The 19,872-nt window shown below is 73.3% G+C and carries 18 protein-coding genes and 1 pseudogene; 10 read left to right on the top strand and 9 right to left on the bottom strand.

The window, feature by feature from the left end; translation table 11 throughout:
* Nucleotides 1–537: 537 nt before the first annotated feature.
* Nucleotides 538–1,757: pseudogene (locus tag ABD52_RS28295) on the top strand (IS110 family transposase).
* Nucleotides 1,758–2,299: 542 nt separating this feature from the next.
* Here the strand turns inward: ABD52_RS28295 and ABD52_RS28290 are convergent.
* The gene (locus ABD52_RS28290) at nt 2,300–3,274 is read right to left on the bottom strand and encodes an ABC transporter substrate-binding protein (RefSeq protein WP_235437581.1); all 975 of its coding nucleotides are present in this window, start codon (nt 3,272–3,274) and stop codon (nt 2,300–2,302) included.
* A gap of 186 nt (nt 3,275–3,460) precedes the next feature.
* Between ABD52_RS28290 and ABD52_RS28285 the strand changes: the two genes are divergently transcribed.
* The 3 genes from ABD52_RS28285 (at nt 3,461) to ABD52_RS28275 (ending at nt 5,952) form a co-directional block, all read left to right on the top strand.
* A complete protein-coding gene (locus ABD52_RS28285; RefSeq protein WP_047893787.1) occupies nt 3,461–4,159 on the top strand; it encodes a hypothetical protein in 699 nt (232 codons plus the stop codon).
* Between the two features lie 110 nt (nt 4,160–4,269).
* Nucleotides 4,270–4,920 carry a fasciclin domain-containing protein gene (locus ABD52_RS28280; protein ID WP_235437580.1) on the top strand — a complete coding sequence of 217 codons (651 nt, stop codon included), beginning with the start codon at nt 4,270–4,272 and terminating at the stop codon, nt 4,918–4,920.
* A 105-nt stretch (nt 4,921–5,025) separates the two neighbouring features.
* On the top strand, nt 5,026–5,952 hold the full coding sequence (locus ABD52_RS28275) for a diacylglycerol kinase (protein ID WP_047893785.1): 927 nt from the start codon (nt 5,026–5,028) through the stop codon (nt 5,950–5,952).
* Here the strand turns inward: ABD52_RS28275 and ABD52_RS28270 are convergent.
* Both ABD52_RS28270 and ABD52_RS28265 read right to left on the bottom strand, forming a co-directional pair.
* Nucleotides 5,915–6,904 carry a DMT family transporter gene (locus tag ABD52_RS28270; protein WP_047893784.1) on the bottom strand — a complete coding sequence of 330 codons (990 nt, stop codon included), beginning with the start codon at nt 6,902–6,904 and terminating at the stop codon, nt 5,915–5,917. The genes ABD52_RS28275 and ABD52_RS28270 overlap by 38 nt on opposite strands.
* A 57-nt stretch (nt 6,905–6,961) precedes the next feature.
* On the bottom strand, nt 6,962–7,708 hold the full coding sequence (locus tag ABD52_RS28265) for an HAD family hydrolase (protein ID WP_085985957.1): 747 nt from the start codon (nt 7,706–7,708) through the stop codon (nt 6,962–6,964).
* 103 nt (nt 7,709–7,811) lie between these two features.
* Between ABD52_RS28265 and ABD52_RS28260 the strand changes: the two genes are divergently transcribed.
* Both ABD52_RS28260 and ABD52_RS28255 read left to right on the top strand, forming a co-directional pair.
* Nucleotides 7,812–10,592, top strand: coding sequence for an RNA helicase (locus tag ABD52_RS28260; protein ID WP_013286126.1), 2,781 nt, complete (start codon nt 7,812–7,814; stop codon nt 10,590–10,592).
* A gap of 165 nt (nt 10,593–10,757) precedes the next feature.
* A complete protein-coding gene (locus ABD52_RS28255; protein ID WP_047893783.1) occupies nt 10,758–11,642 on the top strand; it encodes an MHYT domain-containing protein in 885 nt (294 codons plus the stop codon).
* A gap of 8 nt (nt 11,643–11,650) precedes the next feature.
* On the opposite strand, the gene ABD52_RS28250 is transcribed toward ABD52_RS28255, so the two are convergent.
* A complete protein-coding gene (locus ABD52_RS28250; protein WP_013286128.1) occupies nt 11,651–12,574 on the bottom strand; it encodes a 5'-3' exonuclease in 924 nt (307 codons plus the stop codon).
* A 99-nt stretch (nt 12,575–12,673) separates the two neighbouring features.
* Between ABD52_RS28250 and ABD52_RS28245 the strand changes: the two genes are divergently transcribed.
* The 3 genes from ABD52_RS28245 (at nt 12,674) to ABD52_RS28235 (ending at nt 15,401) form a co-directional block, all read left to right on the top strand.
* Nucleotides 12,674–13,759 (top strand): DUF4037 domain-containing protein, encoded by a 1,086-nt coding sequence (locus tag ABD52_RS28245; RefSeq protein ID WP_047893782.1) that lies wholly within the window; start codon nt 12,674–12,676, stop codon nt 13,757–13,759.
* 128 nt (nt 13,760–13,887) lie between these two features.
* A complete protein-coding gene (locus tag ABD52_RS28240; protein WP_047893781.1) occupies nt 13,888–15,150 on the top strand; it encodes a PHB depolymerase family esterase in 1,263 nt (420 codons plus the stop codon).
* A 128-nt stretch (nt 15,151–15,278) separates the two neighbouring features.
* Nucleotides 15,279–15,401: a 50S ribosomal protein L36 gene (locus ABD52_RS28235; protein ID WP_013286131.1), complete on the top strand. Its 123-nt coding sequence runs from the start codon at nt 15,279–15,281 to the stop codon at nt 15,399–15,401.
* A 24-nt stretch (nt 15,402–15,425) separates the two neighbouring features.
* Here ABD52_RS28235 and ABD52_RS28230 read toward each other — a convergent pair whose 3' ends face one another.
* The 4 genes from ABD52_RS28230 to ABD52_RS28215 all read right to left on the bottom strand — a co-directional run bounded on the left by ABD52_RS28230 (nt 15,426) and on the right by ABD52_RS28215 (nt 17,913).
* Complete coding sequence (locus ABD52_RS28230; RefSeq protein ID WP_047893780.1) at nt 15,426–16,187, bottom strand: glycosyltransferase family 2 protein; 762 nt, start codon at nt 16,185–16,187, stop codon at nt 15,426–15,428.
* A gap of 83 nt (nt 16,188–16,270) precedes the next feature.
* The gene (locus ABD52_RS28225; protein ID WP_013286133.1) at nt 16,271–16,909 is read right to left on the bottom strand and encodes a YdcF family protein; all 639 of its coding nucleotides are present in this window, start codon (nt 16,907–16,909) and stop codon (nt 16,271–16,273) included.
* A gap of 21 nt (nt 16,910–16,930) precedes the next feature.
* The gene (locus tag ABD52_RS28220; protein ID WP_013286134.1) at nt 16,931–17,200 is read right to left on the bottom strand and encodes a DUF4873 domain-containing protein; all 270 of its coding nucleotides are present in this window, start codon (nt 17,198–17,200) and stop codon (nt 16,931–16,933) included.
* The gene (locus ABD52_RS28215; protein ID WP_013476934.1) at nt 17,197–17,913 is read right to left on the bottom strand and encodes a TetR family transcriptional regulator; all 717 of its coding nucleotides are present in this window, start codon (nt 17,911–17,913) and stop codon (nt 17,197–17,199) included. Before ABD52_RS28215 ends, ABD52_RS28220 begins: the two co-directional genes overlap by 4 nt.
* 48 nt (nt 17,914–17,961) lie before the next feature.
* Here ABD52_RS28215 and ABD52_RS28210 point away from each other — a divergent pair, with 48 nt between their 5' ends.
* Nucleotides 17,962–18,852: a diiron oxygenase gene (locus ABD52_RS28210; protein WP_047893779.1), complete on the top strand. Its 891-nt coding sequence runs from the start codon at nt 17,962–17,964 to the stop codon at nt 18,850–18,852.
* Nucleotides 18,853–18,896: 44 nt separating this feature from the next.
* Here ABD52_RS28210 and ABD52_RS28205 read toward each other — a convergent pair.
* A partial coding sequence (locus tag ABD52_RS28205) for a glycoside hydrolase family 5 protein (protein ID WP_047893778.1) occupies nt 18,897–19,872 on the bottom strand: 976 nt, incomplete at its 5' end.

Raw genomic sequence — 19,872 nt, 5'->3', positions numbered from 1 at the left:
CACAGGTACCGCTCGTCCGGTGCGATCAGGATGTTCCCGGAGCGCGGACTTCGAGGACCTGACCCTGACCCAGCTCCGCCTCGCCGACCAGCGCCGGGAGGTCGTCCTGGCCACGCGCTGGCTGGTCGAACGAGCCGGTGCCGACCGGCGCCCGGATCGAGGCGTCCGCCCCGGTCGAGGCCCCGGCCCCGATCGCCGCCCCGACGCCGATCGAACGCCACTACGACGACATGACCTGACCCCGCTCACTTCACCCGCCTTCACCCAACGCCGCCTTGATCCACGCTACGTCCCCTGCACTCAGAGTCTCTCTATTACGCCGTTACCTTCTTGATCGTCCCCAGCCGGGAACTCTTCGGTCGCCCGGCCCGGTCTGACTTCCTGCCCCTGTCGTTGATGATCCGGGGGTGTTGTCGCCGGGTCGAGTGGCGTCGGCGGACCGCTGATAGGGACAAGGTCACCCGTGGTGGGTAGGTCTCTTCGTAACGTGGCTGCCGGCAGTCCGGCGCCCTGACTGCGGCCGAGGGCCACGATGCGGTGCGTGGAGGCGGTTCGGTTAACGAGGGATACGGCGTTTACCTGGGCTTGGACGTCGGTAAGAGTGATCATCACGCGGTCGGGTCGGCCCCGAACGGCAAGCGGCTGCACGACGCGGCGTTGCCGATTACGGAGGTCCGGCACCCCGGGAGTCCCAGCTGTTCGACAAACTCGCCCGCCACGGCCGGGTCTTGGTGGTGGTGGTCAACCAACCGGCCTCGATAGGCGCCTTGCCGGCCGCGGTGGCCAGAGCGTGCGGTCATCAGGTGGCCTACCTACCCGGCCTGGCCTGCGACGCATCGCGGACCTGCACCCCCGTGCGGCGAAGACTGACGTCCGCGACGCCTACCTCATCGCTTACGCCGCCCGCACCCTGCTGCATACGCTGCGCCGGGTCGACAGCGGCGACGAAACTCTGGCCGAACTGGAGGTCTTGGTCGGGTCCGACGACGACCTCGCCGGCGAAGCCACCCGGGTGTCGAATCGCATTCGGGGCCTGCTGACGCAGATCCATCCCGCTCTGGAGCGAGTCCTCGGCCCGAAGGTGCACCACAAGGCGGTGCCGGAGTTGCTGTCCCGCTGCCGCGGCCCGGTTGGACTGGGTAAGGCCGGCCGCCGCAAGCTGCTCTCGATCGCCGCCGTCCAGGCGCCCCGCATGGGTGAGCGGCTCGTCGAGCAGATCATGACTACCCTCGATAAGCATACTGTCGCCGTTCCCGGCACCCAGGCCGCAGAGACGATCCTGTCCCGCCTGGCCGACAGCCTCCGCGAGGTTCTACGCCAACGCGACCAGACCACCGCCGAGGTCGAGAGGTGCTCGATTCACACCCTCTTGCCCCGGTCCTGACCTCGATGCCCGGCATCGGCGTCAGGACCGCCGCCCGGATCCTGCTCGAAGTCGGCAACGGCGCCGCCTTCGCCACCCCCGGTCACCTCGCCGCCTACGCCGGCCCCGCCCCGGTCACCCGACGATCCGGCAGCAGTATCCGCGGCGAGCACCCACCCCGAGGAGGCAGTAAGAACCTCAGTGTGCGTTCTCCTCGCGGCCTTCGCTGCTCTCGCCAATCCCGTGAGCAGGGCCTGACCGCAAACGATCCGAAGGCAAACGCCACAACGCCGCCCTCATCTGTCTCGCGCGACGCCGATACGACGTCCTGTACGGCAAGGTCCTCTATATCCCACGCCCAGCCACACCGATCGCGGCTCGACGAAACCCATAGGGACACCGTCCGAAATTGAGCTAGGAAAATTTAGGGTCTTGAGTTGGTCGATGTTGCCGTGGTAGGTTATTTTCCTTGCACGGGAACGGGAGGAATAATGATTCTGTCAAAACGGAATGGAAGTCGAGCTGCTCTGGTCGCTGCCAGTGCAGCGACACTTGTTCTGGCCGCGGTTTCGCCCGCATCGGCTCACGATACGAGCAATACAGGTCCGTTTGCGTGTGGAACTGGCGGAATCTTCGCGTGCGGTACTGGCTCGATCTTAAAGAGCCATACTGTTGCAAAGGCCTGCGATTCGCAAGCTGACGGCCATGGCTTCTACACCGGATACAGGCTGAAAAACGGTGGGGGAGGGCTCGTTGGTGACGGTAACGGGTCCGCCTCGGGATGTGGCGAGCGGACCGTGGGTACTACCTCCAACCCCATCATCCAGTTCCAAACATGCGGCGATTTTGGCTCTTACTCGATCTGCAGTCTCTGGATAAATGCCTAACGGGGTGGCCTCGTTGGCAGGATAAGAGGCTAGGTCGCAGATGTCTGACCTAAATCGCGAGTTCCTGGTTTCTGCATGATTCATGCTCTAAAACAAAAGTAGTCGATGCCTTCCATATGGCGCGGCCGCAGTCGGTATAGAAGAGGAACAGGACGGCGATCCCCGGTGGGGCCGGGGACGATGTCGGGGTGCAGGATCGCGGAGATCGCCTCGGCGCCGTCGACCAGGTGGGCCCGGCCCGCACGATCAGACCGTCCGCGTCCAACGCCTGCACCTCCGGGTCCCGGGAAGGCCCGACGGCCGATGCTGCCGCTTGGTCAGCGGCACCGTCCAGGTGGAAGCCGCACGGTGCGACGAGCACCACCTCCGGGCCGGCGGCGCGCAGGTCCGCCCAGGTCGTCGGCGTGGACCGGGCCCCCGGGTGGGTGGCCACCGGCGTGCCGCCGGCGACGTCCACGAGATCCGGGATCCAGTGCCCGGCGCCGAACGGCGGGTCCACCCACTCGACGACGGCGACCCGCCGCCGGGGCCGGCCGGCCACCGCCGCGCCGACCGCCGCGCGCCGGGCGCGCAGGCCGTCGACCAGGGCCTCGGCACGGTCGGGCACCCGGGCCGCCGCGCCCACCGCGCGGATCGACTCCAGCACGTCGTCCAGGGTGTACGGGTCGAGCGAGAGCACCTCCGCCCGGCACCCGAGGTGGTCCACGGCGTCGGCGACCCGGCCCGAGGGCAGCGCGCAGACACGGCACAGATCCTGGGTGAGGATCAGGTCCGGGTCCAGCCCGGCCAGCGCCCCGGCATGCAGCGTGTAGAGGTCGGCCCCGGCCGCGAGCTGCCCCTTGACGTAGGCGTCGATCTCGCCGGGGCTCATCCCGCGGGTGTCCCGGCCGCCCACGACCACTGCGGTGCCGGCCCGGTACGACGCGGGCACCTCGCATTCGAAGGTGACGCCGACCAGATCGTCGCCGAGACCCAGCGCGTACACGATCTCGGTGGCGGAGGGGAGCAGGGAGACCAGCCGCATGCCGCCATCATGCCCGGCGCGCGGACCACCGCCGGCCGGGGCCGGACTTCGGTCGCCCTCGGGCCTTGCCGGGACGCCGTACGCGCTTAGACTCTGCTGACTCCGCCGAGCCCCCCGGGCGGTGTGCCGGGGTGCGTCGGCGCCCCGTTCCGGTCAGCCCGTCTGACCTGCGCTCCGGAGAACCCGATGAAGAGCCGTACCGCCGCCGTCCTGACCGTCCTCTGCGCGGCCACCGCGCTCACCGCCTGCGGTGACGACGAGCCCGCGCCGAAAGGCCAGCAGGTGCCGGTGACCGCCACCGACACCAGCTGCGAGGTCACCACCACGCTGTTCACCCCGGGCACCGTCACCTTCACCGTGACCAACCGGGGTCAGCAGGCCACCGGGGTCTACGTCTACGGCCGGGAGGGCGACGCCTTCACCAAGGTGATCGCCGAGGTCGCGGACGTGCCGGCGGGCCGCACCGGCGACCTGCGCGCCGCCCTGCAGACCGGCACGTACGAGGTGGCCTGCAAACCCGGCCGGCAGGGCGACGGTGTGCGGACCCGGATCACCGTCTCCGACGACGGCAACCTCGCCAGCGCCGCGGCCGAGGTGGCCTACGACCGGTCGGTGACGATCGAGCTGACCGACGACGCGATGAGCGGCGTGGACGCCCTGATCGCCGAGCCGGGGGAGAAGCTCGCGTTCAAGGTGACGAACAAGACCGCCGGGGCCCGGACGCTGTACGTGCTCAACCCCGAGGGCAAGCGGGTCGCCGAGATGAAGGCCGAGGCCAACGGCACCGCCGAGACGGTGGTGACGCTGGGCGCGGCGGGGGACTGGTCGCTGAAGGTCAAAGGCGACGGCGTGCCGTCGGTGAGCAAGCGGCTGGCGGTCCGATAGGCGTCGATCCGAAGTCGGTCGATCCGGGTGCATCCACCGGGGACGGTCCGGGCGAAGCAATGGTCGTGACGACAGTCACGGACCTGGTCGCTTCGACGAAAGGCTCCCCGATGAACATCGCTCGTCTCGCCGCCCGGCTGGCAGTGGGCGCCACCGCCGCGGCGGTGGCCACCACCGCCGTCGCCGTGCCCGCCCAGGCCGGCGCCAAGCAGCCGGGTACGCGGTCGCTGGCCGCCGTGCTCACCGCCGACAAGAGCGGCTTCGACCGCAACTCGCGGGACTTCGACGTCCTCACGAAGGCGGTCCTGACGGTGTTGCAGGCCAAGCCGGACTCGCCGGTGAAGGTGCTCACCGACGGCACCGTCGCGCTGACCGCGTTCGTGCCGAACGACTACGCGTTCCGCGAGCTGGTGCGGGACATCACCGCCGCGAGGAAGCTGCCCGGTGAGAAGGCCGCGTTCGACGCGGTCGCCGGCCTGGGCGCGGACACCGTGGAGGACGTCCTGCTCTACCACGTCGTGCCCGGCGCGACGATCGACCGGAAGGCGGCGCTGAAGGCCGACGGCGCGGACCTGACCACCGCGCTCGGCGCCACCGTCGAGGTGGACGTGAAGCGCTGCTGGTACGGCCGCGAGGTGCGCCTGGTCGACGCCGACACCAGCGACCGCAACGCGAAGGTGGTGCGGTACGACATCAACAGGGGCAACAAGCAGATCGCGCACGCGGTGGACCGGGTGCTGCGTCCGATCGACCTGCCCTGAACCACCCCGCCACGGCGCCCGGCACCCCTGCCGGGCGCCGTCGGCGTGCGCCGGATGCTCGCTGCGTGACCCGCCTCTGGTGGGCGGCGTGAGCCGTGCCGTACGGTGCTCGCCGTGACCGCGCACGATCATGTCCCGTCCGGCCCCGTCGCCGTGCTCGCCAACCCGACCGCGGGCCGGGGGCGGCACCGCGGTCTGCTGCCCGGGATCCTGGAGCGCCTCGCCGGAGCGGGCCGCCCGGTCGAACTGCTGCGCGCGCGTACCCCCGAGGAGGCGGAGGCGGCGTGCCACGCCGCGGTCGCCGGCGGCGCCGGGGCGCTCGTCGCGGTGGGCGGCGACGGCACCGTGCACCGGGCGATGCAGGCGGTCGCGGGCACGGCCGTGCCGTTCGGGCCGGTCCCGGCGGGCACCGGCAACGACTTCGCGGTGGAGACCGGCTTCCCGGCCGACCCGACGGCCGCCGCCGAGGTGATCACCGCCGCGCTCGCCGCCGGCCGCGCCCGCCCGGTCGACCTGGCGCGGCTGTCCCGGCCCGGGGAGGCGGACCGCTGGTTCGGCGCGGTGCTCGCGGCCGGCTTCGACGCGATCGTCAACGAACGCGCCAACCGGATGCGCTGGCCGCGCGGCCCCCGCCGGTACGACCTGGCGATAGTGGTGGAGCTGGCCCGGCTGCGGCCACGCCGCTACCGGCTGGTCCTCGACGGGGTGGCGCAGGAGGTGGACGCGGTGCTGGTCGCCGTGGGCAACACGGCCAGCTACGGCGGCGGCATGCGGATCTGCCCGGACGCCGACCCGCACGACGGCCTGCTGGACGTGGTGGTCGGCGGGCGCTTCGACCGGCGCACGCTGATGCGGGTCAAGCCGCAGATCTACCGGGGCACCCACGTCACGCACCCGCTGGCGCGCGTCTACCGGGCGCGGACGGTGGAGCTGTCCGCCGAGGGCATCACCACGTACGCCGACGGGGAGCGCGCCTTCGACCTGCCGGTGACCGTCACCGCCGTGCCGGCCGCGCTGCGGCTGCTGCGCTGACCGCCGCCGGTTCCGCGACACCCGGCGGGTCGGGAACGGCCGGCGGGTCGGGAACGGCCGGCGGTGCGGAAGGCGCAGGTGCGGCGGGCGGGGCGGCGGCGCGGACCGCGCCGGCGCTCGCGGCGACCACGAGCGCGATGGCGAGCACCTCGACCGGGCGCAGCGCCTGCCCGAGCACCAGCCAGCCGGCCACCGCGGCGATCGCCGGACCGAGACTCATCATCACCGCGAACGTCGCGGTCGGCAGCCGCCGCAGCGCGGCCAGTTCCAGGCTGTACGGCAGCACCGAGGCGAGCAGCGCCAGCCCGGTACCGAGCCCCAGCACCACCGGATCGGCCAGGCGGCCGCCCGCGTCGGCCAGCCCGAACGGCAGGGTGAGCAGCGCGGCGACGGTCAGGGCGAGGGCCAGCCCGTCGGCGCCGGGGAACCGTGCGCCGGTCCGCGCCGAGCAGACGATGTACGCGGCCCACATGGCGCCCGCCGTCAGCGCCAGCGCGGCGCCGGCCGGGTCGAGCCGGTCGAACCCGCCCTGACCGAGCAGGACCACCCCGGCCAGCGCCAGCGCGGCCCAGCACCAGGCGGCGACCCGGCGCGCGGCGATCACGGACAGCGCCAGCGGGCCGAGCACCTCCAGCGTGACGGCCGGGCCGAGCGGGATCCGCTCGATCGCCTGGTAGAAGATCGAGTTCATGGCGGCCAGGGCCAGCCCGAACGCCAGCACCGCGGCCCAGTCGCGGTGCCCGTACCCGCGTACCCGCGGGCGGCAGAACACGAGCATCAGCAGCGCGCCGATGGTCAGCCGCAGCGTCACCGCCCCGGCCACCCCGGTACGCGGGAACAGCAGCGCGGCGAGCGCGGAGCCGAACTGCACCGACAGCGCCCCGCCGAGTACCAGCGCGACCCCGCCGAGCCGTCCCGGCGCACGCGGCGGCAAGGGGTGGACACCGGTCATGCCCCTGACGGTAGCCGGTGCGCCGCGACGCGTTCGCGCCGCTGGTGGGCCGAGCGCTCAGCCGGCCCCGGCCAGGTCCAGCACCGCGCCGAGCCCGTTGGGGCGGCCGGCGTCGGCGCACGGCAGCACCAGCACCCCGCACCCGGCCGCCACCGCGCCCGCGTCGGCCGGCGTGTCGCCGACCATGAGCGTGCGCTCCGGGTCCACGCCGAGCATCCCGCAGGCCCGCAGGAAGATGCCCGGGTCCGGCTTGCAGCGCCCCACCTCGTACGACAGCGCGTACGCGTCGACGAGCGCGTCGAGGTCCCAGGCGGCGAACAGCGGCCGCAGGTCGAAACCGATGTTGCTGACCACCGCCACCTTCACCCCGGCGGAGCGCAGGGCACCCAGCACCGGAGCGGTGTCCGGGTACGGCACCCAGCCCTCGGGCACCAGCACCCGCTCGTAGAGCGCGTCGGCGAACCCGTCGATGCCGGTGTCCACGGTCTCGGCCAGCCCGGTGTACGCGCCCCGGTGCGCGTGCGGGTAGAGATCCCGGTCGGCCCACAGCTCGGCCAGCCGGGGCGGCACCCGTGCCGGCAGCGGGCCACCGGCACGCCCGGCGGTGAGCAGCCGGTCGGCCAGCGACGTGGCCCGGATGCGGTCCAACTCGACGCCGCAGGCGGCCGCGGCGGCGAGCACCCAGGCCAGCGGCTCCTCCACCTGGGCGAGGGTGCCGTGGAAGTCGAAGAGCACCGCCTCCACGGGCCGGCGGGACGGGCCCGGGCGGACGGCGTCGTCGGCGCCGCTCGAGGCGTGGGGCAGTTCGGTACGGTCCGGCACGTCGTGCACCCTACCGACCGCTCCGACCGTCCTGCCGGATGGCCTTGACCGGTGCTCCTCGGCGGCACCGATTAATCTTGGATCCATGTCGAGCCCCGCCGAGCGGTACGCCGCGGCGCGCCGCCGGGCCGCGCAGGCCTCCGCCTTCCCGGCCCTGGACGAATTCTCCCTGGATCTCGGGTTCGATCTCGACGACTTCCAGCGCGAGGCGTGCGAGGCGCTGGAGCGGGGCAGCGGCGTGCTCGTCTGCGCGCCCACCGGCGCCGGCAAGACCGTGGTGGGTGAGTTCGCGGTGCACCTGGCGCTGCGGGGCCGGCCCGGGGGCGACGCCCCCGCGACCCGGCGCAAGTGCTTCTACACCACGCCGATCAAGGCGCTGTCCAACCAGAAGTACCACGACCTGGTGGACCGCTACGGCGCCGAGCAGGTCGGCCTGCTCACCGGCGACAACGCGATCAACGGCGACGCGCCGGTGGTGGTGATGACCACCGAGGTGCTGCGCAACATGCTCTACGCCGGCTCGGCCACCCTCGAAGGCCTGGCGTACGTGGTGATGGACGAGGTCCACTACCTGGCCGACCGGTTCCGCGGCGGGGTCTGGGAAGAGGTGATCATCCACCTGCCCGAGTCGGTCACGCTCGTGTCGCTGTCGGCCACCGTCTCCAACGCCGAGGAGTTCGCCGACTGGCTGGTCACCGTACGCGGAGAGACCGCCGTGGTGGTCTCCGAGCACCGGCCGGTGCCGCTGTGGCAGCACATGCTCGTCGGCAAGCGGATGTTCGACCTGTTCCACGACGCCGACGCGGCCCGCAAGCACGACGTGCACCCCGAGCTGCTGCGCTACACCCGCGACACGATGCGCCGCCTGGAGCTGGGCGAGGGCCGCAGCGCCGGCCCCGGGGGCGGGCGGCGCGGCCCTCGCTGGCGGGGCCCGATGCGCCCGGACATCGTCGACCGGCTCGACCGGGAGGGGCTGCTCCCGGCCATCCTGTTCATCTTCAGCCGGGCCGGCTGCGACGCCGCCGTGCAGCAGTGCCTCGCCGCCGGGCTGCGCCTGACCTCCCCTGACGAACGCGCCGAGATCCGCCGGGTGGTCGAGTCGCGGGTCACCGCCATCCCCGGCGAGGACCTGTCGGTGCTCGGCTACTGGGAGTGGCTCGACGGCCTGGAGCGCGGCCTGGCCGCGCACCACGCCGGCATGCTCCCGGCGTTCAAGGAGGTCGTCGAGGAGCTGTTCGTCCGCGGGCTGGTCAAGGCCGTCTTCGCCACCGAGACGCTCGCGCTGGGCATCAACATGCCGGCCCGCTGCGTGGTGCTGGAGCGTCTGGTGAAGTTCAACGGAGAGGCCCACGTCGACCTCACCCCCGGCGAGTACACCCAGCTCACCGGCCGGGCCGGTCGCCGGGGCATCGACGTGGAGGGCCACGCGGTGGTCGTCTGGTCGCCGGAGACCGACCCCCGGCACGTCGCCGGGCTCGCCTCCACCCGCACCTACCCGCTGCGTTCCAGCTTCCGGCCGTCGTACAACATGGCCGTCAACCTGGTCGGCAGCGTCGGCGCGGCACCGGCCCGGGAGCTCCTGGAGTCCTCGTTCGCGCAGTTCCAGGCCGACCGGTCGGTGGTCGGCCTGGCCCGGCAGGTGCAGCGCAACACCGAGACCATCGACGCGTACGGCGTGGAGGCCGCCTGCCACCACGGCGACTTCGACGAGTACTTCGCGCTGCGGGTGGCCATCGCCGACCGGGAACGGGCCATCGCCCGGCAGGGGCAGACCCAGCGCAAGGCGGCGGCCGTCGCCTCGCTGGAGCGGCTGCGGGTCGGTGACGTGATCCGGGTGCCGTCCGGGCGGCGGGCCGGCCTGGCGGTGGTGCTGGACCCGGCCACCGGCGGGTTCGGCGAGCCCCGGCCGCTGGTCCTCACCCAGGACCGCTGGGCCGGGCGGGTCACCCCCGGTGACTTCACCACCCCGGCCGAGGTGCTCACCCGCATCCGGGTGCCGAAGCACTTCAACCACCGCTCGCCCGCGGCCCGGCGGGATCTGGCCGCCGCGGTCAGCGGCACCGGCCTGGACCGGCACGGCGGCCGCCGGGGCGGCCGGTCCCGTCAGGCGGTGGGCGAGGACCACCGGCTCAGCCAGCTCCGCGTGGAGCTGCGCGCGCACCCGTGTCACGCCTGCCCGGACCGGGAGGAGCACGCCCGCTGGGCGGAGCGGCGGCGCCGGCTGGAACGCGACACCGAGGAGCTGCGTCAGCGGGTGTCCGGGCGGACCGGCTCGCTGGCCCGTACCTTCGACCGGATCGTCGCGTTGCTGACGGCACGCGGCTACCTGGCCGCCGACGGCGAGGTCACCGACGCCGGGCGGATGCTGGCCCGGATCTGGACCGAGGCGGACCTGCTGGTGGCCGAGTGCCTGCGCCGCCGGGTGTGGGACGGCCTGTCCCCGGCCGAGCTGGCCGCCGCCGTGTCGGTGGTGGTCTTCGAGGCCCGGCGGGACGTCGACGAGCGGGCGTCGCTGCCGCGCGGCGCGGTGGCCGACGCGGTCGACGAGACGCTCAAGCTGTGGGGCGACATCGAGGCGGACGAGGCGGCGCGCGGCCTGGCCGTGACCCGGGAGCCGGATCTCGGCTTCGCCTGGCCGATCTACCGGTGGGCGCGCGGCGAGGCGCTGGCGAAGGTGCTGGCCAGCGGCCACCAGATCGACGGGGAGATGCCGGCGGGCGACTTCGTCCGCTGGGCGCGCCAGGTGGTCGACCTGCTCGGGCAGGTCGCCGACTCGGGTGGCGCCTCGGCCGAGCTGCGCGGCACCGCCCGGCAGGCCATCGCGGCGGTCAACCGGGGCGTGCTGGCCTACCACGCCTCCGCCTAACGGTCACTTTCGGTCATCGGTTTCCGGAAACCGACGCACCGCTGCGTCACGGCGCTGCCACCCCACGAATTGTCGGGGGGTCGATGTGCGCCCTGGTCAGGGCCTATCCCATCATTGCCCGGGGCGCCGTGGGTCGCGCTCGGCCGATGGTGAGGGAAGGGCGTCGTGGGCGAGATCAATCACTTTGAGTACGGGTGGATCACACCCGCGCTCAGCTACGCGTTGTCCGTGCTCGGCTCGGCGCTCGGGCTGGTCTGCGCCGGGCGGATCCGGACCGCCACCAGTGCCGGTCAGCGCGCCTGGTGGGGCCTGCTCGCCGCGTGGGCGCTGGGCGGCACAGCCATCTGGGCCATGCACTTCATGGCGATGCTCGGCTTCGCCGTCGGCGGCACCCGGATCCGCTACGACGTGCCGCTGACGGCCGCCAGCACGGCGATCGCGGTGGCGTCGGTCGGCATCGGGCTGGCGATCGTGGGCACCGGCCGGCTCGCCGCGCCCCGGCTGCTCGCCGGCGGGTTCTTCACCGGCGCCGGGGTGGCCGCCATGCACTACACCGGCATGGCCGCCATGCGCCTGGACGGCTCACTCGGCTACGACCCGCTGCGGGTGACGCTGTCGGTGGTCATCGCGATCGTGGCCGCCACCGTGGCGCTCTGGCTGGTGATGACCGTCCGGCGCGCGCTCGCCATCGCCGCCTCGGCGCTGGTCATGGGCATCGCGGTCAACGGAATGCACTTCACCGGCATGAGCGCGCTGTCGGTGCACCTGCACGAGAGCCGCGGCCCGGCATCCGGCACCGAGGTGAGCGGTCTGCTGGTGCCGATCGTGCTGGCAGTGGTCTTCGGCGTGGTCGGGCTCGTCTACGCGCTGCTCGCCGCGCCGTCGGACGACGACCGGGCCGGGGCCGCGTACGTCAGCTCGCGGCTCGACGAGGCGCCGTACGCCGCCGCCGAGCCCGCGCCGGACCCGGTCGGCCTGCGCGCCCGCTCGACGCTGGCGCAGCCCGGCGCCCAGTTCCCGACCCGCCGGAGCACCGACCGCCCCTCGTGATCAACTGATCACGATCGGTCGCCCGCCAGCGCGTCGACCAGGCGGCGGCACGAGCCGGCCAGGTTCCAGCGCTGCGCCAGCTCCAGCAGCCGGTCCGGGTCGGCGGGAGACGTCGGCAGTGCCGGGTCCAGCTCGGGCAGCGGCACGTCGGTGGCGACCCGGACCACCTTCGGCGCCACGGCCAGGTAGTCGCGGGCGGCGTCGAGCTTGGCCCGCAGCCCCGGCGCGAAACCGGAACGGGGGTCGTCCAGCGCGGCCAGGATGCCGTCCAGCCCGCCGTAGCGGTCGATCAGCCGGGCGGCCGTCTTCTCGCCGACGCCGGCGACGCCGGGCAGCCCGTCGCTGGGGTCGCCGCGCAGCGCCGCGAAGTCGGCGTACCGGTCGGCCGGCACGCCGTAGCGGGTGCGGACCGCCGCGTCGTCGCAGTCGTCCAGCTTGGCCACGCCCCGGCCGACGTAGAGCAGGCGCACCGGGTGCGCGTCGTCGACGAGCTGGAACAGATCGCGGTCTCCGGAGACCACCTCGACCGGGCCCGGCTGGGTCACCGCGAGCGTGCCGAGCACGTCGTCGGCCTCGTAGCCGGTGGCGCCCACGGCGGGGATGCCGAGCGCGTCCAGCACCTCCAGGATCATCGGCACCTGCGGGGACAGCGTGTCCGGCACGACCTCGCCGCCCTCGGGCGCGACCCGGTGCGCCTTGTACGACGGCAGCAGCTCCACCCGCCACGCCGGCCGCCAGTCGTGGTCGAACGCGCAGATCATGCGGTCGGGCCGGCGGGTGCGCACGAGCTGGGCGAGCATGTCGAGGAAGCCGCGCACGGCGTTCACCGGCTGGCCGTCGCCGGTCTTCGCGGCGGACTCGGGGATGCCGAAGTAGGCGCGGAAGTAGAGGCTGGGGGAGTCGATCAGGAGGATCGGCTGTCGGTGTGCCACGCGGACAAGCCTTCCACAGCCCTGTGACGGGATGGGGGAGGCGATCGCCGGACCGGAAGCCGGGCCGCGCGACGGGCGTCCGATGCGCAGACTGGCGGGGTGAGCTTCGTACCCGGCCTGATCCTGGCCCGCCGGTTCCACGACGAGGTGGTGGGTCCGCTGCTGGCGCGGCGGCTGCCCGGCCTGCCGTACTCCGCCGGGCTGCTCGACGGCGGCTCCGAGAGACTCGGCCTCGACACGCCCCGTTCCACCGACCACGACTGGGGTCCGCGTACCCAGGTCTTCGTGGGGAACGCGCACGACGTCTCCCCGGTACGGGCGGTGCTGGACGCGGAGTTGCCGGCGCGGTTCCTCGGCTGGCCGACCCGGTACGCGGGCGGGCCGTCGGCGCGGCTGGGCACGGTCCGCGCCGACGGCGACCGGCACGGCGTCACGGTGGACGAACTCGGGGGATGGCTGCGGGAGCGGCTCGGCGCCGACCCGCGCGCCGGACTGACGGCGGCGGACTGGCTGGCGACGCCGACGCAGCGGCTGGCCGAGCTGACCGGGGGAGCGGTGTTCCACGACGGGCTCGACGGCGCGCTCACCGGCGTCCGGGCCCGGCTCGCCTGGTATCCGGACGACGTGTGGCGGTACGTGCTCGCCTCCGGGTGGCAGCGGGTCGCGCAGGCCGAGCACCTGGCCGGCCGGTGCGCCGAGGTCGGCGACGACCTGGGCAGCCGGGTCGTGGTCGCCGGTCTGGCCCGGGATCTGATGCGCCTCGGCCTGCTGCTGCACCGCCGCTGGCCCCCGTACGCGAAATGGCTCGGCACGGTCTTCGCGACGCTGCCGGACGCGGCGCCGGTGGTGGACGGGCTCGCCGCCGCGCTCGGCCCGGGTGACTGGGCGGCCCGCGAGCCCGGCCTGGTCCGGGCGCTGGAGACGGTGGCCGGCTGGACCAACGACGCCGCGCCGGCGCCGCCGGTGGACCCGGCCGCCCGGCCGTTCCACGATCGGCCGTTCCTGGTGCTGCACGCCTGCCGGTTCGTCGAGACGCTGCGTGCCGCCATCACCGACCCGGAGCTGCGCGACCGCCCGCCGGTGGGCGCTGTGGACCAGTACGTGGACAGCGTGGACGTGCTCACCCACGCCGACCGCGCCCGCCGGGTGGCCGCCGCGGTTGTCGGCCCGCCGGTGGGGGCCTAGACTCCGATTCGAGTCGCATCGATCCGCGACTGTCTATCTCGTCTCCGAGGGTCCGGGCCGCCCGTCGCAGGCGCCTCGCCGGCGAGAACGCCGCGACACGCGGCGTTCCCACCACCGAGGAGAACAGCATGCTGTCCAAAAGGAGCGGACTCCGGCTGCTCGGCGCGGCGCTGGCCGCCGCCGGGCTCGCCGTCGGGGCGGCGCTCGCCGTCCCGGGGCCGGCCTCGGCCGCCGCGCTGACCGAGGTGACGAACTTCGGCGCCAACCCGAGCAACCTGCGCATGTACCTGTACGTCCCGGACACCGTCGCGGCCCGTCCCGGGCTGCTAGTGGTGAACCACTACTGCACCGGCAGCGGCCCGGCCATGTACTCCGGCACCCAGTTCGCGTCGCTCGCCGACCGGTACGGCTACATCGTGGTCTACCCGTCGGTGACCCGTAGCAGCAAGTGCTTCGACGTCTCCTCGCCGCAGGCGCTGCGCCGCGACGGCGGCAGCGACCCGGTGGGCATCAAGTCGATGGTGGACCACGTGCGGCAGCGCTACCCGGTCGACTCGCAGCGGATCTTCACCACCGGCACCTCGTCCGGCGCGATGATGACGAACGTGCTGCTCGGCGACTACCCGGACGTGTTCCGGGCCGGCGCCGCGTTCGCCGGTGTGCCGTTCGGCTGCTTCGCCACCACCAACGGCTCGGAGTGGAACAGCGAGTGCGCCAACGGCCAGGTGCTGAAGACCCCGCAGCAGTGGGGTGACCTGGTGCGCAACGCGTACCCGGGTTACACCGGCCCGCGTCCGCGGATGCAGATCTGGCACGGCACCAACGACGAGACGCTGCGCTACCCGAACTTCGGCGAGCAGATCGACCAGTGGACGAACGTGAACGGGCTGGGCCAGACGCCCGCGTACACGGACAGTCCGCAGGCCGGCTACACGCGTACCCGCTACGGCGGCACCGGCGGCACCGCGACCGTCGAGGCGATCAGCATGCAGGGCGTCTCGCACAACCTGCCGGTGGACGCGGCGCAGGCGATCCGTTTCTTCGGCCTGGACTCCACCACGCCGCCGCCGTCGGGGGCCTGCCGGGTCGGGTACGTGGTGAACGCCTGGAACAACGGCCTGACCGCCGCGGTGACCATCACCAACACGTCCACCACGGCGATCGACGGCTGGAACCTCGCGTTCACGCTGCCGGGCGGTCAGACGATCACCGGAGGCTGGAACGCCACGTACAGCCCGTCCAGCGGAGCGGTGACGGCCCGCAACGTGTCCTACAACGCGTCGATCCCATCGGGCGGTTCGGTGGACATCGGCTTCCAGGCCACCCACACCGGCAACACCGGTAGGCCCGCCTCGTTCGCGCTCAACGGGAGCACCTGCACGACCGCCTGATCCGTCCCCGCTCGCACGGCGGGTGGCGGCGTCCCGGACACGGTGACGCCGCCACCCCGCCGGGCATGGGCGCCGCCCCGGCGGGTACCCGTGCCGGACGGACACCGGCGGGAACCGAAGGAGCGGATATGAAGGTCCGAAGCTCCCTGCGCGGGCTCAAGCGCAAGGCCGATTCGATAGTGGTCCGGCGCCGGGGCAGGCTGTTCGTCCTCAACAAGGCCGACCGGCGGCAGAAGGCCCGGCAGGGCTGAGCCCGTCGTCGCCGCGCGACCCGCTCAGGGAGTCCGAGACGCAGGTGTGGGACGCGACGTCGTGACGGCGGCGGCCGGCACGTCGTCCACCTCGGCGCGCCCGGTCAGGCGGGCGAGCGCGGAGGCGGCCAGCGGCCGGTAGATCCGTACCGAGTCGGCGAGCGCGGAGAAGTGCGAGCCCGAGTTGTCGCCGTGGTAGCGGGTGGCGATCTCCACCTGCTCGACCGGCAGCCCGGCGCGGACCAGCCGCAGCAGCACCGTCATCTCGTACTCGAAGCGGTCACCGGGGACCGTGGTGAGCCAGCCGAGCAGCGCGGCCGGGTAGGCGCGCAGCCCGGTCTGGGTGTCGCGCACGTCCCGGCCGGTCGCCAGGCGGAACGCCACCCGGGTCGCCGCGTTGCCGAACCGGCTGCGCGCCGGGACCTCGCCGTCGAACCCGCGTACGCCGAGCGTCGGCGCTCCGGTGGCGCGCATCCGGTCCGTCACGGCGCACACGTCGGGCACACAGTGCTGGCCGTCGGCGTCCACACAGATCACGTCGCGTCCCGGGTGGTGCGTCGAGGCGTACCGGAAGCCGGTGCGCAGCACCACGCCCTTGCCCCGGTTGACCCGGCGGCGCAGCACGGTCGCGCCCCGGGCGCGGGCCGCGTCCAGCACCCCGGCAGCGGCCGGGCCGCTGCCGTCGTCGACGACGAGCACGTCCGCCCCGGGCAGTGCGTCCCGCAGGTCGCCGACCAGCGGCGGCAGACGGTCACCCGGTCGGTACACCGGCACGAGCACGATCACGGAACCTCCCGGGTGGACTCGCCCGCCGGCACGGCCCGCCGGGTCGATCGAGGACGCTCGTACCCCGGGCCTGCCCCGGTGAATCACCGCCGGGGCGTGAGGCGTCCGATCCGGTCGGCGGCGCGGGCCAGCGCGCGCTCGCGGCGCAGCGACGCCTCCGGGGTACGCACACCGAGGAAGCCGATCCGGCTGAACGCCCGGGCGGCCCGCTCCCGCCGGACGGGCACCGGGTCGGGCGCGGTCACCGGCACGTCGGCCAGCGCCGGGCCGGACAGGCCGAGCACGCGCGCGGCGAGCAGCCGGACGCGGGGCAGGTGCCACGGGTGGGAGACCAGCCCGAGCGGGCGCTGCGCGGTGAACTCCGCCGCGTCGAGCAGCCCGTCCTGGACGGTGTGCGCCAGGTTCTGCACAGTGGTGCGGGAGCGGGTCTCGGCCGCCGACGAGGCGTACGCGTCGAGTCCCGCCTCGCGCGCCAGCGCCCGCATCAGCTCCGCCTCCCGGTATCCGGCGGGCGGGCCGGGCGCGCCGGCCGGGCCGTGCGGCCAGCCGCCGGTGAACACCACCCGGGCGTCCGGCGCGCGGCGGAACGCCTCGGCGTGCGCGCGGACGTAGGCCACCGCGGCCTCGGTGCGCGCCACGCTCTCCGCGGTGAGCCGGTAGCCGTCGTCCCCGGCCACCACCCCACGGCCGAAGACCAGCAGCACGGTGGCGGGAGACGTCATCCCTTCACGGTACGGCGCGGATCACTCGTCGTCCGGCGGCCAGGGTGGCGTGCCGACACCGGTGATGCGGACGCCGCCCCACGGGTCCACCTCGGCCAGCCGGGCCCGGGCGACCCGTTCGCCGATCCGGACCTCCACGTCGCGGCGGCCGGAGCGCAGCAGCCGGACCAGGCGCGGTTCCGGCTCGACCCGTCCGGCCCAGTGGTAGCGGCCGTCGACCGGCTCGAACCGCCCGCCGCCGTGCAGCCGGACCGTGGTGCCGGCGATCTGGGCCGTGCCCTCCCAGGTCACCTGTCGATCCGTTCGTGCGCGCGGGTCAGCTCCGGTGGCAGGTCCGCGCCCCGGCGGACCCCCTCGATGCCGCTCCACAGCAGCGTGGTCAGGTATTCGGTGAGCGCGGCCCGGTGGATCGGCTGCCCGTGCGTGGTCCACCAGTCGCCGACCGCCTGCACGAACCCGACCAGCCCGTACGCCCACGGCTCGGCCGGGCCGGCGTCGAGGCCGAGCGCGCGCAGCCGGTCGCCGATGACCCGGGCCAGCCCGGTCGCGACCTGGCGGCTGGTGCCTGTCACCACCTGCTGGATGCCGGGATGCCCGGACTCGTGCACGAGGAACCGGTACAGCGACGGCTCGTACTCCACCACGCTCAGGTACGCGTCGATGGTCGCCTCGACCAGCGCGCGTTCCTCGCGTACCTGCTCCACGGCTGGGGCGATGGCGGCGACCACGCGCTCCGCGACCACCTCGCTGACCGCCAGCCAGAGTTGCGCCTTGTCGGCGAAGTAGCGGTAGAGCACCGGCTTGCTGACCCCGGCGGTGGCGGCGACCTGGTCCATGTCGACGCTCGGGCCGTGCTGCAGCAGTGCCTGCACGGCGGCGGCGATCAGTTCCTGCCGCCGCTGTTCGCGGTGGTCGGCCCAGCGGTCGCGCCGCCCGCCGGAACGGGGTGCGGCCGGCTCCGGGGGAGTGTCGGGGCCATTGACATCGGTGGTGGTCCGTCGCATGCTACCACTCGTAACAGTTACTCGAAGTTACGTCAATATGGAGGGGTCATGGCCGGATTCCCGCGCGAGGCGGTCGCCGACCGCCTGCTCTCCGCCTCGGTACGCACCAGCTACGACCCGGTGGTCGACATCGACTGGTCGGCGCCACCGGTGCCCGGCGCGTACTGGCTGCCGCCCACGCGCAGCAGCCTCTACGGCACTCCCCTGTGGGACGCCATGACCGAGGACCAGCGGGTCGAGCTGACCAAGCACGAGGTCGCCAGCGCGGCCAGCGCCGGGATCTGGTTCGAGACGATCCTCATGCAGATGCTGATCCGGCACTACTACGACGCCGACCCGACCAGCCGGCACGCCCAGTACGCGCTCACCGAGGTCGCCGACGAGTGCCGGCACTCCATCATGTTCGGCCGGCTCATCGAGGCCGCCGGCGCGCCGGTCTACCGGGCCGAGCCGTTCGACCACCTGCTCGGGCGCTGGCTCAAGTCCACGGCGACCGGCCCGCAGATGTACGCGGCCATCCTGATCGCCGAGGAGATCCTCGACTCGTTCCAGCGCGAGATCATGGCCGACGAGTCGTTGCAGCCGCTGATCCGGATGGTGTCGCGCATCCACGTGGTGGAGGAGGCCCGGCACGTGCGCTTCGCCCGCGACGAGCTGACCCGGCAGGTCGAGGCCGCCGGGCCGGTCGCGCTCGCGTACTCGCGGCTGGTGATCGGCCGGGCCGCGTACTCGATCACGCGGCGCCTGGTGCACCCGCGGGCGTACGCGGCGGTCGGGATCGACCCGGCGGCCGGCCGGGCCGCGGCGCGGGCCAACCCGCACTGGCGGGCCACGCTGCGCTGGTCCGCGCAGCGGATCGCCGACCACCTGACCGAACTGGGCCTGGTCGCCGGGCCGGGCCTGGCGCTGTGGCGCCGGGCCGGGCTGGTGGAGGGCTGACCGGCGGCGACCCGAAGGGGAAAGGATCGCCGCCGGCCGCCCGGTCAGGAGGTGGGGAAGTTGTCGGCGGTACGGATGCGCTCGCGCATGAACGCGCCGGACTCGGTGAGCACCGACGTCCCGCCGAACGAGCCGGACGCGCAGGTGCCCGGCCGGAGCACCGCCGAGCCCTCGGGGGCGTCGGAGAGCGTCCAGTTCGCGTAGCTGATCTTCAACCGGTCGAGCAGGTCGAGCCAGGCGTTGCTGCTGGCGGTGTCGACAGCGCCGTCACCGGTGTAGGTGACAGTGCCGAACTCGGTGACGAACAGCGGGAGCCGGCTCGCCGCCCGCTGCACCTCGTTGCGGTAGTTGTCCTTGTGCGACGCGGCGTAGAAGTGGAACGTGTACATGATGTTCTGCGCCCGCACCGGGTTGTTCACGATCTCGTCGGAGTTGCCGCCCTCGGAGACACCCAGCGAGGACCAGCCCCGGGTGCCGACGATGACCACCGCGTCCGGGTCGTTGGCCCGGATCACCGGGATGACCTGCTCGGCGTAGTTGCGGATGGTCGACCAGCTCACCCCGTTGGGCTCGTTGGTGATCTCGTAGATCACGTTCTTCTTGGCGGCGTTGCGCGCGGACACGTTGGCGAAGAACGTCTTCGCCCGGTCCAGGTTGTACATCGGGTCACCGGGCGTCAGCGTGTGGAAGTCGATGAGCGCGTACATGCCCCGGGCCTCGGCCTTGTCCACGAGCGTGTTCACCTGGTTGGTGAAGCCGGCCGGGTTGGTCTCGTAGCCCTGCTCCTGCACGTACATGGAGATGCGCAGCAGGTCGGACCGCCACTCGTTCGCGAGCACGTCGAGCGAGGCGTCGGTGTAGCAGTTGGCGAACCACTGCAACCCGTGCGTGCTCATGCCGCGCAGCTGGATCGGCCGCCCGTACTGGTTGCAGAGGTTGACGCCGCACACCTGGAGCTGGCCGTTGATCGCCACCGGCGTGGTGCCGGTCGGCGGCGGGGTGGTGGGCGGGGGAGTGGTC

This window comes from Micromonospora sp. RV43, from assembly GCF_001029515.1.
Taxonomy (GTDB): domain Bacteria; phylum Actinomycetota; class Actinomycetes; order Mycobacteriales; family Micromonosporaceae; genus Micromonospora; species Micromonospora aurantiaca.
Note: the sequence above shows the minus strand (reverse complement) of the source record. Positions and strands in the feature narration are given on the sequence as shown.

Coding starts and splice junctions, on each gene's coding strand:
- ABD52_RS28240 (WP_047893781.1), top strand. CDS start 13,888: ATGCTGTCCAAAAGGAGCGGACTCCGGCTGCTCGGCGCGGCGCTGGCC.
- ABD52_RS28210 (WP_047893779.1), top strand. CDS start 17,962: ATGGCCGGATTCCCGCGCGAGGCGGTCGCCGACCGCCTGCTCTCCGCC.
- ABD52_RS28270 (WP_047893784.1), bottom strand. CDS start 6,904: ATGACCGGTGTCCACCCCTTGCCGCCGCGTGCGCCGGGACGGCTCGGC.
- ABD52_RS28225 (WP_013286133.1), bottom strand. CDS start 16,909: ATGACGTCTCCCGCCACCGTGCTGCTGGTCTTCGGCCGTGGGGTGGTG.
- ABD52_RS28260 (WP_013286126.1), top strand. CDS start 7,812: ATGTCGAGCCCCGCCGAGCGGTACGCCGCGGCGCGCCGCCGGGCCGCG.
- ABD52_RS28290 (WP_235437581.1), bottom strand. CDS start 3,274: ATGCGGCTGGTCTCCCTGCTCCCCTCCGCCACCGAGATCGTGTACGCG.
- ABD52_RS28280 (WP_235437580.1), top strand. CDS start 4,270: ATGAACATCGCTCGTCTCGCCGCCCGGCTGGCAGTGGGCGCCACCGCC.
- ABD52_RS28285 (WP_047893787.1), top strand. CDS start 3,461: ATGAAGAGCCGTACCGCCGCCGTCCTGACCGTCCTCTGCGCGGCCACC.
- ABD52_RS28235 (WP_013286131.1), top strand. CDS start 15,279: ATGAAGGTCCGAAGCTCCCTGCGCGGGCTCAAGCGCAAGGCCGATTCG.
- ABD52_RS28215 (WP_013476934.1), bottom strand. CDS start 17,913: ATGCGACGGACCACCACCGATGTCAATGGCCCCGACACTCCCCCGGAG.